Raw genomic sequence first — 14,948 nt, 5'->3', positions numbered from 1 at the left:
TCTATTGCCCGCGCCGACGGCTTCCGGACGCACCGCCGAAGTGCGAAATCACGCGGCGAGTCGGGGGCTCACGATGCTCGATATGACGCGAGCCGATTGAGCACCGCTGCGAGGTCGGCGATGCCGTCGACCGTGAAGCGCGCCGACGTCTCCCCCGCGCCGACGCGGATCCCCAGATCGCCCTCGACGAGCGAGCGCAGCGCGTCCTCGTCGGTCACGTCGTCGCCCGCGAAGAGCACGGCGTCGGCGGCGACCGCCTCGCGCAGCTCGGCGATCGCGGTGTCCTTGCCCTCGTGGCGCCACGAGAACTCGACGACGTTCTTGCCCTCGCGGCGGCGCCAGGACGGCGCCCGCTCGGCCATCAGCTCGTCGATGCGGCGCTGGGCCTCGGCCGCGGCGTCGGCCGCCGCGAGGCGCGTGTGCACCGCGAGTCCGAACTCCTTGTCCTCGATCCACGCGCCCTCGAGATCGGCGACGGCGGCGTGCGCATCGGACCGGATCCCCTCGGCCTGCCCGCGCAGGCGGTCGTCGCGCTGGGCCGTCGGCCGCATGCGCGGCGGCGCACCCGCGGGGCGCAGGTGCTCGGCTCCGTGCGACCCCGCGAGCCACACCCGCGACGCGTCGTCGTGCTCGGAGATCACGCGGAGGGCGGCGAGCGTGCGGCCCGAGACGTAGGCGACCGTGACGCCCTCGCAGGCGACGAGACGCTCGACGGCGGCCTTCGCCTCGGGCGTCGCCCGCGCCGCCATCGGATCGTCGACGAGCGGGGAGAGCGTTCCGTCGAAGTCGAGCGCCACGAGGATCCGCGGGGCCGAGGCGAGCACCTCGAGCGCCTCGTCGAGGGAGGTCACGAGGCCTGCTCCTCCCCCGCGCGGAACGCGCGGATGCGCTCCACGTCGGCGAGGAAGAGCGCGCCCCACTTCTCGACGTCGTTCTCGAGGACCTTGCGCCGCATCGTGCGCATGCGGCGGGCCTGCTCTGCCGGCGGCATCTCGAGCGCGCGCATGATGGCGTCCTTCATGCCGTCGATGTCGTGCGGGTTGATGAGGAGGGCGCTGCCGAGCTCGTCGGCCGCCCCCGCGAACTCGCTCAGGACGAGGACGCCCGTGTTGTCGCCGCGCACCGCGACGTACTCCTTCGCGACGAGGTTCATGCCGTCGCGCAGCGCCGTGATGAGCATGACGTCGGCCGCGAGGTAGAGGGCGACCATCTCCTCGCGCGGGAAGCCCTGGTGGAGGTAGCGGATCGCGGTGTTCTCGACGGTCGAGTAGTCGCCGTTGATGCGCGCGACCGTCATCTCGATCTCGTCGCGCAGGTCCTGATACGCCTCGACGCCCGGACGACTGGGGCTCGCGACGTTGACGAGCGTCGCGTCGTGCCCCTTGATCCGCCCGTCGTGGAGCAGCTCGCCGTACGCCTTGAGGCGGTGGCGGATGCCCTTCGTGTAGTCGAGCCTGTCGACCCCGAGGAGGACCTTGTCGGATCCGACCTGCTCTCGCAGCTCCTTCGCCCGGGCCAGGACCTGCGGATCCTGCGCGAGCTCGATGAACTGCTTCGCGTCGATCGAGATCGGGTACGCCTTCGATACCACGAGGCGGTGGCTGTCGTCGGCGGTGGGGACCCGGATGGTGTCGCCCTTGGTCGGGTAGCTGAGGAGTCGGCGGATCGAGCGCTGGAAGTTGCCGGCGTCGGCGACGCGCTGGAAGCCGACGACGTCGGCCCCGAGCAGGCCCTCGAGCACCTGGCGCCGCCACGGCAGCTGCTGGAACAGTGCGTATGCGGGGAACGGAATGTGATGGAAGTACCCGATGATCACGTCGGGGCGCAGCTCGCGGAGCATCTGCGGCACGAGCTGCAGCTGGTAGTCCTGCACCCACACGAATCCGCCCTCGGCGACGTGCTCGGCCGCGGCCTCAGCGAAGCGCCTGTTGACCCGCACGTACGCGTCCCACCAGGAGCGCTTGAACTCGGGCGTCGCGATGACGTCGTGGTAGAGCGGCCAGATCGTGCCGTTCGAGAAGCCCTCGTAGTAGTCGCGCAGGTCGCTGCGGCTGAGCGGGACGGGGACGAGGAGCGTGCCGTCGAGGTCGAACGGCTCGACGTCGAGATCGGGCTTCCCACCCCATCCGACCCACGCACCGTCGATGTTCTGCATCACCTGCTCGAGGGCGGTGACGAGGCCTCCGGGCGACCGGCGCCACTGCGGCTCGCCGTCCGGCCCCTCGATTCGGTCCACGGGCAGGCGGTTCGCGACGACGACCAGGTCAGCTTGGGGCATGGCTCCTCCGTAATCCTGCTCTCACCATACTGAGGTCCGACGCGACGCGCCGGGGCGCTACCGTGGATCCATGCGCAAGTACCTGCTCGGCACCGGACTCATCGGCGCGATCACCAGCGGCTACTCGCTGCTGCGGGGGTCGAACGCCCAGCCGTTCACCTGGCGCGTGGCGCTCGCGTGGCTCAGCTGGGGCATCACGGCGGCCCTGTCGATCGGCATGATCCTCGACATCCGCACCGCGACGAAGGGCGGCAGGGTCTCGGCCGACTCGCCCATCGCGGGCAAGGAGGCCAAGTACTCGAAGGCCGCCGCCCCTGAGACCGCGAAGAAGCGCGGGCGCGGCAGGAAGTGATCGGCGAGGCGGCCCGGCTCCCCTTCGGAGCCGGGCCGCCTTCGTCCGCCTACAGGCCGAGGCGCTCGGCGTAGGCATTGCGGAAGGCGCCCTCGGGGTCGAGGCGCGCGCGCAGTGCGCGGAAGTCGTCCCAGCGCGGGTAGAGCGCCGCGATCGCGTCGCCCGACATCTCGAACACCTTGCCCCAGTGGGGACGGGCGCCGAACGGCGCGAGGGCGGCCTCGAGCGCGGGCAGCACGGCGCGCACGGCGGGCTCGTCGCGGTGCCACGTGAAGTGCAGCGCGAGCGACTCATACCCCGACGACGGGCTCAGCCAGAGGTCGTCGGCCGCCATCGTGCGGATCTCGCACACGAAGAGATGCGGCGCGATCGTCTCGCGGAGCCCGCGGAGCGCCTGGATCGCGGCGCGCGCGTGCTCGAACGGCAGGATGAACTCGCTCTGGATCTCCTCGCCGACCGACGGCGTGTGAGCGAGGCGGAAGTGCGGCAGGCGCTCGAACCACTCGCCGGCCACGCCGCCCTGCACGCTCGTCGCCGCGGTGTCGACCCCGGGGATCGGGTGACGCGGGCCGTCGGCCTCGGTCGATCCGATCGCCGCGACGACAGCGGATGCGTCGGGCCAGGCGCGGTCGGTGCGGCGCTTGACCCAGAGCGTGCTGGCGCGATCGGGATCCTCGAGCGTCGTGAAGACGCTGACGCTCGACCCGAGGGCCTCGACCTCGTCGAGCCGGTCGAGGAGCTCGTCCCACAGCGGGGCGTCGTAGACCGTCTGCGCGACCGCGTACGTCGGCTCGGTGTCCAGCTCGAGGTGGGTGACGACGCCGAGGGCGCCGAGGCTCACGACCGCTCCCCCGAAGTCGGCGTCGCCGCGCCGCAGAACGACGAGCTCGCCCGACGCCGTGACGATCTCGATCGACCGCACCGCGGCCGAGAGGTTGGGGATCTCGCGCCCCGAGCCGTGCGTGCCCGTGATCACGGCGCCCGCGACCGAGATGTGCGGCAGCGAGGCGAGGTTCGCGAGCGCCCGGCCGTTCTCCTCGAGCACCGGCGCGACGTCGCCGTAGCGCAGGCCCGCGGCGACGCGGACGGAGTCGTCGAGGATCTCGATGTCGCGGGGCATGCGCTCGAGCGAGATGAGCGTGCCGGTCGTGTCGGCGATGTCGTTGAAGCAGTGCCGCGTCCCGATGACGCTCACGGGGCCGCCCGCGGCCAGGATCCCCCGCAGCTCGTCGACCGATTCCGGCGTCGTGATCCGCTCCGCCGCGTAGGCGAGGTTGCCCGCCCAGTTCGTCCCCACAGTTGTCATCGCCTGCACCTTCCACCGCTCCGTCGCGGAAATGTTTTGATCAACAACATAATGCCACGGGGCGGACCGCGATCCGCCCCGTGGCACCTCGGATCACATGCCGTCGGCGATGTGGTGGAACACCTGGTTCCACTTGAGCTCGTTGCGGAAGCCCTGCGTCGTGGTCTGCTCGTCGATCACGGCGAGCTCGACCTGCGCCATCTCGGCGAAGTCGCGCCAGGCGTCGATCCCGACGGCGTTCGTCATGACCGTGTGGTGAGCGGCGCCCGCCGCGAGCCAGCACGCCGCGCTCGTCGGCATGTCGGGAGCCGGGCGCCACACGGCGCGGCCGACCGGGAGCTTCGGCAGCTCGGGGGCGTCGACGTTCTCGACGACGTTCGCCGTGAGGCGGAAGCGCGTGCGCATGTCGCTCAGCGCGACGACGACGGCGGGGCCCGGGTCGGCCGTGAAGACGAGCCGCACGGGGTCGTCCTTGCCGCCGATGCCCAGCTCGTGGATCTCGGCGCGGACCTTCTTCGTCGTGAGCGACGGCGAGACCTCGAGCATGTGCGCACCGAGGATCAGCTCGCTGCCCGGGGTGAGCTCGTAGGTGTAGTCCTCCATGAGGCTCGCGCCGCCCGGGAGGCCCTTGCCCATGACGTTGGCGATCCGCACGAGGACCGCGGTCTTCCAGTCGCCCTCGGCGCCGAACCCGTAGCCGTCGGCCATGAGGCGCTGCGCCGCGATGCCCGGGAGCTGCTTGAGGGTCCCGAGGTCCTCGAAGTTGTCGGTGAAGGCGCCGAAGCCGCCCTCCTCGAGGAACGCGCGCAGGCCGACCTCGATCGCCGCCGCGTCGCGCAGCGACTGGTGACGCGCGGCGCCCGCCTTGAGTTCGTCTGCGACGTCGTAGGTCGCCTCGTACTCGGCCACGAGGGCGTCGATCTCGGCATCGGTCGCGGCGTCGACCTTCTCGATGAGCTCGTTGACGCCCCACGTGTTGACCTGCACGCCGAGGCGCACGGCGGCCTCGGTCTTGTCGCCCTCGGTCACGGCGACGTTCCGCATGTTGTCGCCGAAGCGGGCGACCTTCATGGTGCGCGCGGCGTCGAGCCCGGCCGCGGCGCGGATCCAGGTCGCGATCTCGCCGACGACGCGCGGGTCGCTCGCGTGCCCCACGACCGTCTTGCGGGGCACCTGGAGGCGGCTGAGGATGTAGCCGTACTCGCGGTCGCCGTGCGCGGCCTGGTTGAGGTTCATGAAGTCGAAGTCGATCTCGCCCCAGGGCAGCTCGACGTTCGCCTGCGTGTGGAAGTGCAGCAGCGGCTTCTGCAGCGCCTCGAGGCCCGCGATCCACATCTTGGCGGGGCTGAAGGTGTGCATCCACGTGATGACACCGAGCACGCCGTCGTCGCTGTTCGCGTCGAGCATCGCGCGGCGGATCGACGCCGGGTCCTTGAGGACCGGCTTCCACACGACGTCGGCGGGGATCGCTTCGGCGCCGTCGAGCAGAGCGGCGACGTGCTGCGACTGCTCGGCGACCTGGGCGAGGGTCTCCTCGCCGTAGAGGTCCTGGCTCCCCGTGAGGAACCAGACCTGCTTATTCTCGTAGACCTTGGTCATGGTGTTCCTTTCGCGGCCGCGTCAGTGCTGGCCGTAGACGTTCTGGTAGCGGTCGAAGAGCGAGTCGATGTGACGCTGCTCGATGGGAAGCGGATCCCCGAGCTGGCGCGAGACGTGCACGGTCTTCGCGACCTCCTCGAGCAGCACGGCCGCCTTGACGGCGGCCTTCGCGTCGCCGCCGATCGTGAAGGGGCCGTGGTTCTGCATGAGCACGGCCTTGGAGCGGTGGCCGGAGAGCGTCTCGACGATGCCGCGGCCGATCGAGTCGTCGCCGATGATCGCGAACGGACCGACGGGGATGGGCCCGCCGAACTCGTCGCCCATCATCGTGAGGACGCAGGGGATCTCCTCGCCGCGCGCGGCCCAGGCCGTCGCGTAGGTCGAGTGGGTGTGCACGACGCCGCCGACCTCGGGCATGTGCTCGTACACGTACGCGTGCGCCGCGGTGTCCGACGAGGGGCTGCGGGTGCCCTCGACGAGCTCGCCCTTCAGGTCGGTGACGACCATCGCGTCGGCGTCGAGCTCGTCGTAGGAGACCCCGGACGGCTTGATCACGAGCAGGTCGGGGGCGCCGTCGACGCCCTTCACCCGCTCGGACACGTTGCCGGCGGTCCAGACGACGAGGCCCCAGCGGGGCAGCTCGGCGTGCAGGTCGGCGACCTTCTGCTTGGCGGCGTCGACCGCCTCGCGCATCGAGGCGGGGACTTCGGAGACGGCGGGCATGGCGATCCTTTCGGTCAGCGGGTGATCGAGTCGGCGGCGGCGCGCTCGGCGGCGAGCCCGGCCGACCAACGGTCGAGGAAGGAGGCGTGGTCGGCGACCGCGTCGGCGTCGGGCTCGACGCGCGAGGCGTCCGATCCCGAGAAGATCCGGTCGGAGAGCCAGGCGTCGAGGGGCATGCCGTCTGCGGAATGCGCGTGAGCGGCGAGGAGCGCCATGCCCCACGCACCGCCCTCACTCGCGGTCTCGCTGACCGTGACGGGCGCGCCGAGCGCCTCGGCGAGGAGGCGCTGCGCGACGCCCTCCGTGCGGAAGATTCCTCCGTGGGCATACATGTCGTCGACCGCGACGCCCTCGGCCGTGAGGATCCGCATCCCGAGTGCGAGGGTCGCGAACGACCCGCGCAGCTGCGCGCGCATGAGCCCCGCGAGCGAGAGCGAGGATCCGGGGGTGCGGACGACGAGCGGGCGCCCGTCGTCGATGCCCGCGATCGGCTCGCCCGAGAGATGGTTGTAGGCGTAGACGCCGTCGTCGGCGCCCGCCGCCGTCGCCCCGCCCAGGAGCGCCGCGAAGGCCGCGTCGGCCGAGACGGGGGATCCGATCGCGGCGGCGAACTCGCGGAAGACGCCGGCCCACTCGCCGATCTCGCTCGCGCCGTTGTTGCAGTGCACCATGCCGACGAGGTCGCCCGTCGGCGTCGTCACGACGTCGATCTCCTCGTGGCGCTCGACGAGCGGACGCTCGAGGACGACCATCGCGAAGATGCTCGTTCCGGCGCTCACGTTCCCCGTACGCGGGGCCACGGCGTTCGTCGCGACCATGCCCGTCCCGGCGTCGCCCTCGGGAGCCGCGGCGACGGCTCCGGGGCGCAGGGAACCCGTGGGGTCGAGGAACGCCGCGCCGTCGGCGGTGAGGGATCCGGCGCCCTCCCCCGCGGTGCGGACGGCCGGGAACGCGCCCGAGATCGTGAGGTGCGCTGCCCCCGCCTCGGCGAGGAGGCGGTCGGCGATCGCGGCCCGCGGCGCGTCGTAGTCGCGCGTCGCGGGGTCGATCGGGAACATGCCCGAGGCGTCGCCGACGCCGAGGACGCGCTCGCCCGTGAGGAGCTCGTGGACGTAGCCGGCGAGCGTCGTGACGTGCGCGACGCGGGAGACGTGGTCCTCCCCCGCCAGCACCGCCTCGTAGAGGTGCGCGATCGACCAGCGCAGCGGGATATTGACGTCGAGCGCGGCCGAGAGCTCGGCGGCCGCGCGGGCCGTGCTGACGTTGCGCCAGGTCCGGAACGGGACGAGGAGCTCGCCCGCCTCGTCGAACGCGAGGTAGCCGTGCATCATCGCCGAGACGCCGATGCCGGCGAGGCCCGTGAGCTCGACGCCGTGCTCGGCGCGCACCGCGCCGGCGAGGTCGGCGTAGGCGGCGCGCAGCCCGTCGTGGACGTCGCCGAGGGCGTAGGTCCACAGGCCGTCCTCGAGCGCGTTCTCCCAGTCGTGGGATCCCGTTGCGAGGACCGTGCCCGCCGAGTCGATCAGACACGCCTTGATGCGCGTCGATCCGAGCTCGATGCCGAGCGATGCCCCGCCCGATCCGATGAGGTCGGCCGCCGTCTGCTGCTCCATCGCAACCGCTTTCCGTGAGAGGTGGCGCCGGATCGTCCCGGCACCGTCATATGTTAGCGCTCACACATGCGGTGCGGAAGCACGGCGTGTCGCGCTCTCGCGCACGATGAGCTCCGCCTCGACGACGCCCCGCGCGTCGCCTCCCAGGAGGGCGTCGACGACGCGCGATCCCAGCTCCTCGAACGGCTGGCGGACCGTCGTGAGCGACGGGATCAGCACGTCGCCCGCGTCGATGTCGTCGAACCCGACGACCGACGCGTCGTCCGGCACGCGGAGGCCCCGATCCGCGAGCGCACGGATGACGCCGAGCGCGAGGTGGTCGTTCGCCGCCGCGATCGCCGTGATCCGCCCGGCCCGCACGTCGTCGGCGAGCGCGGCCGCGGCGGCGAGGCCGTCTCGGGCGCTCCATCCGCCGGCGTCGACGACGCGGGGCTCGAGGCCGGCCTCCTCCATCGCCAGCGCGTACCCGCTCGCGCGCTCGATCGCGTCGAACCACCCCTCCGCGCCGCGGACGTGCGCGATCCCGGTGTGGCCGAGGCCGACGAGGTGACGGGTGGCCTGCGCCGCTCCCCCGCGCTGGTCGACCGCGACGTAGCGGACCGAGGATCCCTCCGGGGCATCGCCGCGGGCCGCGACGACCACGACGGGGATCGGGAGCGACACGTCGTCGACGAGGCGGGCGACGTCGACGACGGGCGCGACGATCGCGATCCCGTCGACGCCCTGCTCCTGCATCGCGCCCAGCGTGGCCCGCGCGGAGTCGGCGTCCGCCTCGGGCAGCGCCGCGAGCGACACGAAGCGCCCCGCACCGCGCGCCGCCCGCTCGATCGCGAGCACCGTGCTCGCGGGCCCGTGGTCCGCCGTCCCCGTCGTCACGACGCCGATGACGCCGCTGCGCGCCGTCGCGAGGGCGCGCGCCGCCTGGTTGCGCCGGTAGCCGAGCCGTTCGATCGCCGCGTTGACCCTGTCGCGGGTCTCCTCCCGCACGTAGGCGTGCCCGTTGAGGACGCGCGAGACGGTCTGGTGCGAGACGCCGGCGGCGTCGGCGACATCGGCCATGGACGGGCGGCGACCTGCGGGCATGCCGCCGATCGTAGCCATCCTCGAACCCTCAGCACCCGCTCAGACACGCCGGAGAACGGGCCCGATTGGCGCCGGGGCCGGGGTCTGGGTAAAGTAATTCCTCGGTTCGCGCCACGGTTTCGATCGGCCCGACACCATGCGCCTCTAGCTCAATCGGCAGAGCAATTGACTCTTAATCAATGGGTTCAGGGTTCAAGTCCCTGGGGGCGCACAACCGAAGGCCCTGTCTGTGAGAGCAGATAGGGCCTTCTCTGTACCCTGGGGCAATGGCCTCTCCCGCGCTCGCCGACGACCTCGCCCTCGCCCTCCGGCTCGCCGACGCGGCCGACGCGCAGACGCTGCCGCGGTTCGACGCCGCCGACCTCGAGGTCTCGCTCAAGGCCGACCGCACGCACGTCACGGAGGCCGACCTCGCCGCCGAGCGGGCGATCCGCGAGCTCATCGCCGCCGAGCGCCCCGGGGACGGCGTGTTCGGCGAGGAGTTCGGCGCCAGCGCGCCCACGTCGCGCCGCTGGATCATCGACCCGATCGACGGCACCGCCAACTACCTGCGCGGCGTGCCGGCATGGGGGACGATGATCGCGCTCGAGATCGACGGCGCCGTGAGCGTCGGCGTCGTGAGCATGCCCGCTCTCGGCCGGCGCTGGTGGGCGGCGACGGGCCTCGGCGCGTGGACTGACGGCGACCGGCGCGTCTCGGTCTCCGACGTCGCCTCGCTCGACGAGGCCTCGCTGAGCTTCCAGTCGATCGACCAGTGGCGCCGGGCGGGCCACCTCGACGAGCTGCTCGCCCTCCAGGAGCGCGTCTGGCGCGACCGCGCCTACGGTGACATCTGGTCGTACATGCTCCTCGCCGAGGGCCGAGTCGACATCGTCGGCGAGTTCGACGTCAAGGAGTACGACATCGCGGCGGCCGTGGCGATCGTGCGCGAGGCCGGCGGGCGCTTCACCTCCTTCGAGGGCGCCGACCGCATCGACACGCTCTCGGCCCTCGCGTCGAACGGCCTCGTCCACGACGCCGCCCTCGCGGTGCTCCACGGCGCGAGCGCATGATCCGCCGGTCCGCCGCCGTCGCGGTCTTCGCCGCCGCGCTGCTGCTCGCGGGGTGCGGCGCGTCCGGCGACGCGCAGGAGGCGACGCCCGCTCCGACGGCGAGCGCGACGCCCGAGGAACTCACCTGCGAGTCGATGGTGTCGTCCGACTTCGCCGATCAGCTGGCCGACCTCGGCTGGACGGCCCGCGAGGACGTCTTCCGGATCGGCGAGCACGAGATCGACGGCGGGATCCAGTGCACCTGGGGCGACCCGGCCAACGGCGCCGAGGTCGCGCAGATCTACGGGTGGGCGGAGATCGACGCCGACGCCGCGACCGAGATGGAGCAGTACCTCGCCGGCCAGGGATGGACGGTCGAGGAGGGCGACGGCGTCGTGTACGTGACCGAGGACCCCGAGTACGCGATGTACCAGGACGACGACGGCTACGGCATGACCTACGAGTTCGGAGACGGCTGGGTCAAGCTCGCCGACACGAAGGCGTCGCTGGGCGTCGTCACCTGGCGCGGCTGAGCGAGGTTACGAATCCGCTGGGACACCCGGCATGACGGATCCCGGTCGATCCTCGGATGCCGGCATCGCGCCTAGTGTGAGACCACGAGCGCGAACCCGAAACGCGCTCGCTCCCCTGTCGAGACCGCGCGGTGTCGCGCGAAGGAGGTACCCGCTTCTCATGCTCCAGCCCGTTTCCGCCAATCCGATCCGGCTCGCGGACGCCGTGTTCGATCGCATGTCCGATGCGATCATCGACGGCACGCTCGAACCCGGCGAGCGCCTGCGCGACGCCGAACTCGCCCGCACGATGGGCGTGTCGCGCATGCCCGTTCGCGAAGCCCTGCAGCGCCTCGAGCGCATCGGCCTCGTCGAGATGTCGCCGAGCCGCTACACCCGCGTGACCGAGGTCACGCCCGAGCTCGTCGCGAGCACCCTCGAGTTCGCCGCCCACTACCGCGCGATGGCGGCCGCCTTGGCCGTCGCGCGCATGACGGCCGGGCAGCGCGGCCTCGCGACCTCGCACGTCGAGGACGCGATCGCGCGCGCGGCCCGCGGCGCCGACGTCAGCGAGGTCCTCGCGACCCTGCACGCCGCGTTCATCGAGGCCTGCGGCAATGAGTTCGTGAAGACCCTCGCGGGCGACGCCGACCTCGCCATAACGCGCAACCTGCACGGCGTCGAGATCACCGTCTCCGCCGACGACCTCACGGCGCTGCGCGACGCCATCGCGGCCGCCGACGCGCCCGCCGCGGAGGCCCTCGTGCGCGCGCAGTTCGCGACGCGATAAGTCGACGTCCCCTGGCGCGAGCCCTCCGGATCCCCCTATCCTCCGAGGCATGGGGGAACGCCGGGGGGCTCTCGCCGTCGTGACGGCGGCCGCGATCATCACGCTGACGGCATGCGCGGCGACGGCCGCCGACGATGATCCCTCGATCCTGCAGCCGTCGCCGACCGACGCGTCCGACGACGGGCCGACCCTCGCGGGGTACCCGCTGTTCGAGGGGTCCCCGCTGCCCGAGATCCCGCTCACGGAGGTGGTTCCCGAGGATCCCCTCGGCGTCGTCGACGTCACGCGCGCGACGGCCTCAGGCGACGTCCTCGTCGTCGCGGGCTCCGACGCGTCGGGCTACGCGCAGGTCGATGCCCTCGACCTCTCCACGGGCGAGGAGCTGTGGCGCCGCGAGACCTCGTTCGACCCGATCGAGGCGCCCGACGACACGATCGTGAGTCTCTTCTCGCAGGACGGCTGGCTCGTCGACGGCGCCGATCTCGGGCCGCTGCAGCTCGAGCTCTACCTCGCGAACCCGTGCGACGAGCCCGAGGACTGGTGCCGTGTCGCGGATCCCGACGGCACCCGCGAGGTCGGCGTCGTCGCGCTCGACGGCAGGACTGGCGACGACGCGCTCTGGGCGGAGCCGGTGATCGAGAGCGTCGCGGGCGACGACGAGGAGGCCGATCGCGTCGCCGATGCGGCCGTGCGGATCGTCGCCGTGTCGAGCCAGGCGATCATCGTGAACGTCGACGGAGGGCCCGCGGGCTTCGACCGCGACGAGGAGGGCGACCTCATGCGGACGGTCGCGCTCGATCCCCGCACCGGCCGCAGCCTCTGGACCGCGGACGGGGTGCACGCCGACCGGATCGCGGGTGCGACGGTGCTCGGGTACCGCCCGCCGCCCGAGCCCCTCGGGCTCGCGGACGACGCCGGCGTGCTCGTGGGGCTCGAGATCGCGACGGGCGAGGAGCGGTGGGGCCTCGACGACGAGGGGCCCGCGATCTGGCTCGGGCGCGACGCCGACAGCTCGCTCGGGGCGGCGCGCTTCCTCGACGCGGGCTACGCCGTCGTGGAGGGAGGCGACGGATCCGTCGTCACGGGCCTCGAGCGCCAGCCGGTCCTGACGGGCGACGTCGCAACGTGGTCGGAGGACGTGGCGGCGCTCGGCGCCGCCGAGGCGGACCTCGTGAGCGTCACCCCGGGCGAGTCGGCGGTCCGCGCACCGGATCCCGCCTCCCCCGAGACTACGTACGTGTCGGGCGGCGGCGGGTATCTCTGGGCCGAGCACGCCGACGGCACCTTCGTCGCGACCGACCGCGGCGGAACGCCTCTCAGCGCCGAGCTGCACGGATCCGCCCTCCGCACCGCGAACGGCGCGATCGTCGCGGTATCCGACGGCACCGTGCGCATCTGGCGGACGACGGAGGATCCCGCCCCGTCATCGTGAATCCACAGGCTGCGGACTTCCCCGACACGGCGGGGCGCGGCATGCTGGAGGCACCTGCAATGACGCGAAGGGAGCGCCGCATGCGCGCACTTGTAATCTCGACCAACTACGGAATCGAACAGGTCGAGCTCCTCTCGCCCGTGGCCGCGCTGCGCGACGCCGGCGCCGACGTCACGATCGCCGCCCTCGCGAACGAGCCGATCCAGACCCTCGTCGGCGACAAGGATCCCGGGGAGGTCGTCGAACCCGACACGACCGTCGCCGAGGCGTCGGTTCTGAGCTACGACATGCTCGTCGTCCCGGGCGGCACGATCAACGCCGACGCGCTGCGGCTCGACGAGCACGCCGTGGCCCTCACGAAGGCGTTCGCCGCCGCGGGCAAGACGATCGCCGCGATCTGCCACGCGCCGTGGCTGCTCGTCGAGGCGGGCATCGCCCAGGGCAAGACCCTGACGTCGTGGAGCAGCGTGTCGACCGACGTGCGCAACGCGGGCGGCACGTGGGTCAACCGCGAGCTCGTCGACGACTCGGCGGGCGGCTACCGCCTGATCACGTCTCGCTCGCCCGAGGACCTCGAGGCGTTCAACGCCGCGATCACCTCGGTCGTCTAGGACGTGTCTCCCAAACCCGTTTCGGAGGGGCTGAAAGACTGTAGGACGTGGCGGGGTTTCATCATGTGGAGGTTTGGGTCGCGGATCTCGCGGAGGCTCGGCGCGAATGGGGCTGGCTACTTCGCGAGCTCGGCTTCGAGCGTGAGAGCGAGTGGTCCGAAGGCGAATCCTGGGCTGCTGGCGGTGCGTATCTCACGTTGACGACGTCACCGAATCTGAGCGGGGCGGAGCATGATCGCCGAGCGCCCGGCGTGAACCATCTCGCGTTCAAGGCTGGCCCACTCGACCTGGTGGACGCCATCATGTCTGCCGCTGGCGAGCATGGGTGGGAGCCGCTGTATCAGGATCGCTACCCGCATGCGGGGGGCCCGGATCACTACGCGGGCTGGTTGCAGAACTCCGCCGGTTTCAAAGCAGAGGTCGTGGCGGACGACTCGTGACGACGAGGCAGCCTATGTTGTGGCCTTCAGCCAGAGCGTGATCGCGCGGAGGACGACACCGCCGCGATAGGTCAGGGCGAGATTGTCGTACCGAGTTGCGAGACCACGCCATTGTTTCGTCTCGTTGAACCCGCGCTCGACGACGTTCCGCCCCTTGTAGTCGTCGTGGTCGTAGCCGACGGGGCGACCGCCGCGGGCACCGCGACGTTTTCGATGCCCTTGCTGATCGGCTGGCTCCGGAATGACCGCGACGATCCCGCGCGAACGCAGGTGCTGCCGTATCACGCGCGACGAGTATGCCTTGTCACCGCGCACCCGGTCAGGGCGTGAACGGGGACGGCCTGGGCCGCGACGCCCGACCCGCAGGTGGTTCATCAGGACAGGAAACATCGGAGAGTCGCCCGCCTGGCCGGGGCCGATCAAGACCACCAGCGGTAGCCCTCGCCCGTCGACGAGCTGATGGATCTTCGTGCTCAACCCGCCACGCGACCGCCCGATCGCGTGATCAGGCGACTCCTCGCGCAGGTTCGTGTTATTCGACAGAGCCCCCTGTGTCCCGAGAGAGGTTCGTCGCGTGCTGGTGAGCGCGGTTGATCGTGGAGTCCACGCTCACAGACCAGTCCACGTCACCGATTGCGTCGGCGTCGGAAAGCAACTCGGCGTGGATCCGGTCCCATGTCCCGTCGCCGGAATAGCGGCGGTGCCGCTTCCACAGTGTTTGCCAAGGGCCGAACGAGGGCGGAACGTCACGCCACGGCGTCCCCACGCGATACCGCCAGACGATCCCCTCGACAACCCGGCGATCGTCCCGGAACGGACGCCCCCGCCGCCCGGCCGACGACGGCAACAAAGGACTGATCCGTTCCCACTGGGCATCCGTTAGGACCGCATCACGACTCACCCAAGAATCATCCCGCGAGGCACCCGCTCGAATTAGGAGACACGCCCTAGGGTGTGTCTGACAATTGTTTGGTCCAGGCGATGACGGCGTTGAGGATCACGGCGGCGCGGTAGATGATCGCGTGCTTGTCGTAGCGGGTGGCGAGTCCTCGCCATTGCTTGATGTGGCAGTAGCGGCGCTCGATGACGTTCCGGTTCTTGTAGTCGGCGGTATCGAGGCCGACGGGGCGGCCGCCGCGTGAGCCGCGCCGTTTGCGGCGTCCTTGCTGATCGGCGGG

At 71.5% G+C, this 14,948-nt stretch carries 15 protein-coding genes, 1 tRNA gene and 1 pseudogene; 8 read left to right on the top strand and 9 right to left on the bottom strand.

The window, feature by feature from the left end:
• Positions 1-68: 68 nt before the first annotated feature.
• Entirely contained in the window at positions 69-851 is a 783-nt protein-coding gene (gene otsB, locus H576_RS0102650; RefSeq protein WP_029149634.1) for a trehalose-phosphatase, read from the bottom strand.
• Entirely contained in the window at positions 848-2,278 is a 1,431-nt protein-coding gene (locus H576_RS0102645; RefSeq protein ID WP_029149633.1) for an alpha,alpha-trehalose-phosphate synthase (UDP-forming), read from the bottom strand. Before H576_RS0102645 ends, otsB begins: the two co-directional genes overlap by 4 nt.
• A gap of 70 nt (positions 2,279-2,348) precedes the next feature.
• Here H576_RS0102645 and H576_RS14090 point away from each other — a divergent pair, with 70 nt between their 5' ends.
• Entirely contained in the window at positions 2,349-2,630 is a 282-nt protein-coding gene (locus tag H576_RS14090; protein ID WP_051172078.1) for a hypothetical protein, read from the top strand.
• A 49-nt stretch (positions 2,631-2,679) separates the two neighbouring features.
• On the opposite strand, the gene H576_RS0102635 is transcribed toward H576_RS14090, so the two are convergent.
• The 5 genes from H576_RS0102635 to H576_RS0102615 all read right to left on the bottom strand — a co-directional run bounded on the left by H576_RS0102635 (position 2,680) and on the right by H576_RS0102615 (position 8,972).
• Positions 2,680-3,936 (bottom strand): D-arabinono-1,4-lactone oxidase, encoded by a 1,257-nt coding sequence (locus H576_RS0102635; RefSeq protein ID WP_029149632.1) that lies wholly within the window; start codon positions 3,934-3,936, stop codon positions 2,680-2,682.
• 93 nt (positions 3,937-4,029) lie between these two features.
• Positions 4,030-5,535: an L-arabinose isomerase gene (gene araA, locus H576_RS0102630; protein WP_029149631.1), complete on the bottom strand. Its 1,506-nt coding sequence runs from the start codon at positions 5,533-5,535 to the stop codon at positions 4,030-4,032.
• Positions 5,536-5,556: 21 nt separating this feature from the next.
• Positions 5,557-6,258, bottom strand: coding sequence for an L-ribulose-5-phosphate 4-epimerase (locus H576_RS0102625; protein WP_029149630.1), 702 nt, complete (start codon positions 6,256-6,258; stop codon positions 5,557-5,559).
• 14 nt (positions 6,259-6,272) lie between these two features.
• Positions 6,273-7,871, bottom strand: a complete 1,599-nt coding sequence (locus tag H576_RS0102620) for an FGGY-family carbohydrate kinase (protein ID WP_029149629.1) — start codon at positions 7,869-7,871, stop codon at positions 6,273-6,275.
• A gap of 60 nt (positions 7,872-7,931) precedes the next feature.
• The gene (locus tag H576_RS0102615) at positions 7,932-8,972 is read right to left on the bottom strand and encodes a LacI family DNA-binding transcriptional regulator (protein WP_245559099.1); all 1,041 of its coding nucleotides are present in this window, start codon (positions 8,970-8,972) and stop codon (positions 7,932-7,934) included.
• Positions 8,973-9,092: 120 nt separating this feature from the next.
• Between H576_RS0102615 and H576_RS0102610 the strand changes: the two genes are divergently transcribed.
• From H576_RS0102610 to H576_RS0102580, 7 genes are all read left to right on the top strand, one after another.
• Positions 9,093-9,165, top strand: a tRNA-Lys gene (locus H576_RS0102610).
• Between the two features lie 55 nt (positions 9,166-9,220).
• Positions 9,221-10,006, top strand: coding sequence for an inositol monophosphatase family protein (locus H576_RS0102605; protein WP_036318990.1), 786 nt, complete (start codon positions 9,221-9,223; stop codon positions 10,004-10,006).
• Positions 10,003-10,518, top strand: a complete 516-nt coding sequence (locus H576_RS14085; RefSeq protein ID WP_036318986.1) for a hypothetical protein — start codon at positions 10,003-10,005, stop codon at positions 10,516-10,518. The genes H576_RS0102605 and H576_RS14085 overlap by 4 nt, the downstream gene beginning before the upstream one ends.
• Before the next feature lie 160 nt (positions 10,519-10,678).
• Positions 10,679-11,287: a GntR family transcriptional regulator gene (locus H576_RS16930; protein ID WP_029149626.1), complete on the top strand. Its 609-nt coding sequence runs from the start codon at positions 10,679-10,681 to the stop codon at positions 11,285-11,287.
• A gap of 49 nt (positions 11,288-11,336) precedes the next feature.
• Positions 11,337-12,719 (top strand): PQQ-binding-like beta-propeller repeat protein, encoded by a 1,383-nt coding sequence (locus H576_RS0102590; RefSeq protein ID WP_029149625.1) that lies wholly within the window; start codon positions 11,337-11,339, stop codon positions 12,717-12,719.
• Between the two features lie 80 nt (positions 12,720-12,799).
• Positions 12,800-13,330: a type 1 glutamine amidotransferase domain-containing protein gene (locus H576_RS0102585; protein ID WP_245559098.1), complete on the top strand. Its 531-nt coding sequence runs from the start codon at positions 12,800-12,802 to the stop codon at positions 13,328-13,330.
• Between the two features lie 47 nt (positions 13,331-13,377).
• Entirely contained in the window at positions 13,378-13,770 is a 393-nt protein-coding gene (locus tag H576_RS0102580) for a VOC family protein (RefSeq protein WP_029149623.1), read from the top strand.
• A 12-nt stretch (positions 13,771-13,782) separates the two neighbouring features.
• Here the strand turns inward: H576_RS0102580 and H576_RS16560 are convergent.
• A protein-coding gene (locus tag H576_RS16560; RefSeq protein ID WP_156888110.1) for an IS5 family transposase occupies positions 13,783-14,671 on the bottom strand; the annotation gives its coding sequence in 2 pieces (ribosomal slippage) (positions 13,783-14,319 and positions 14,321-14,671; 888 coding nt in all).
• A 46-nt stretch (positions 14,672-14,717) separates the two neighbouring features.
• Positions 14,718-14,948, bottom strand: a pseudogene (locus H576_RS0102570) (IS5/IS1182 family transposase); the annotation flags it as partial.

Origin of the sequence: Microbacterium indicum DSM 19969, assembly GCF_000422385.1 — a bacterium.
In the GTDB taxonomy this organism is placed as follows: Bacteria; Actinomycetota; Actinomycetes; order Actinomycetales; family Microbacteriaceae; genus Microbacterium; species Microbacterium indicum.
Note: the sequence above shows the minus strand (reverse complement) of the source record. Positions and strands in the feature narration are given on the sequence as shown.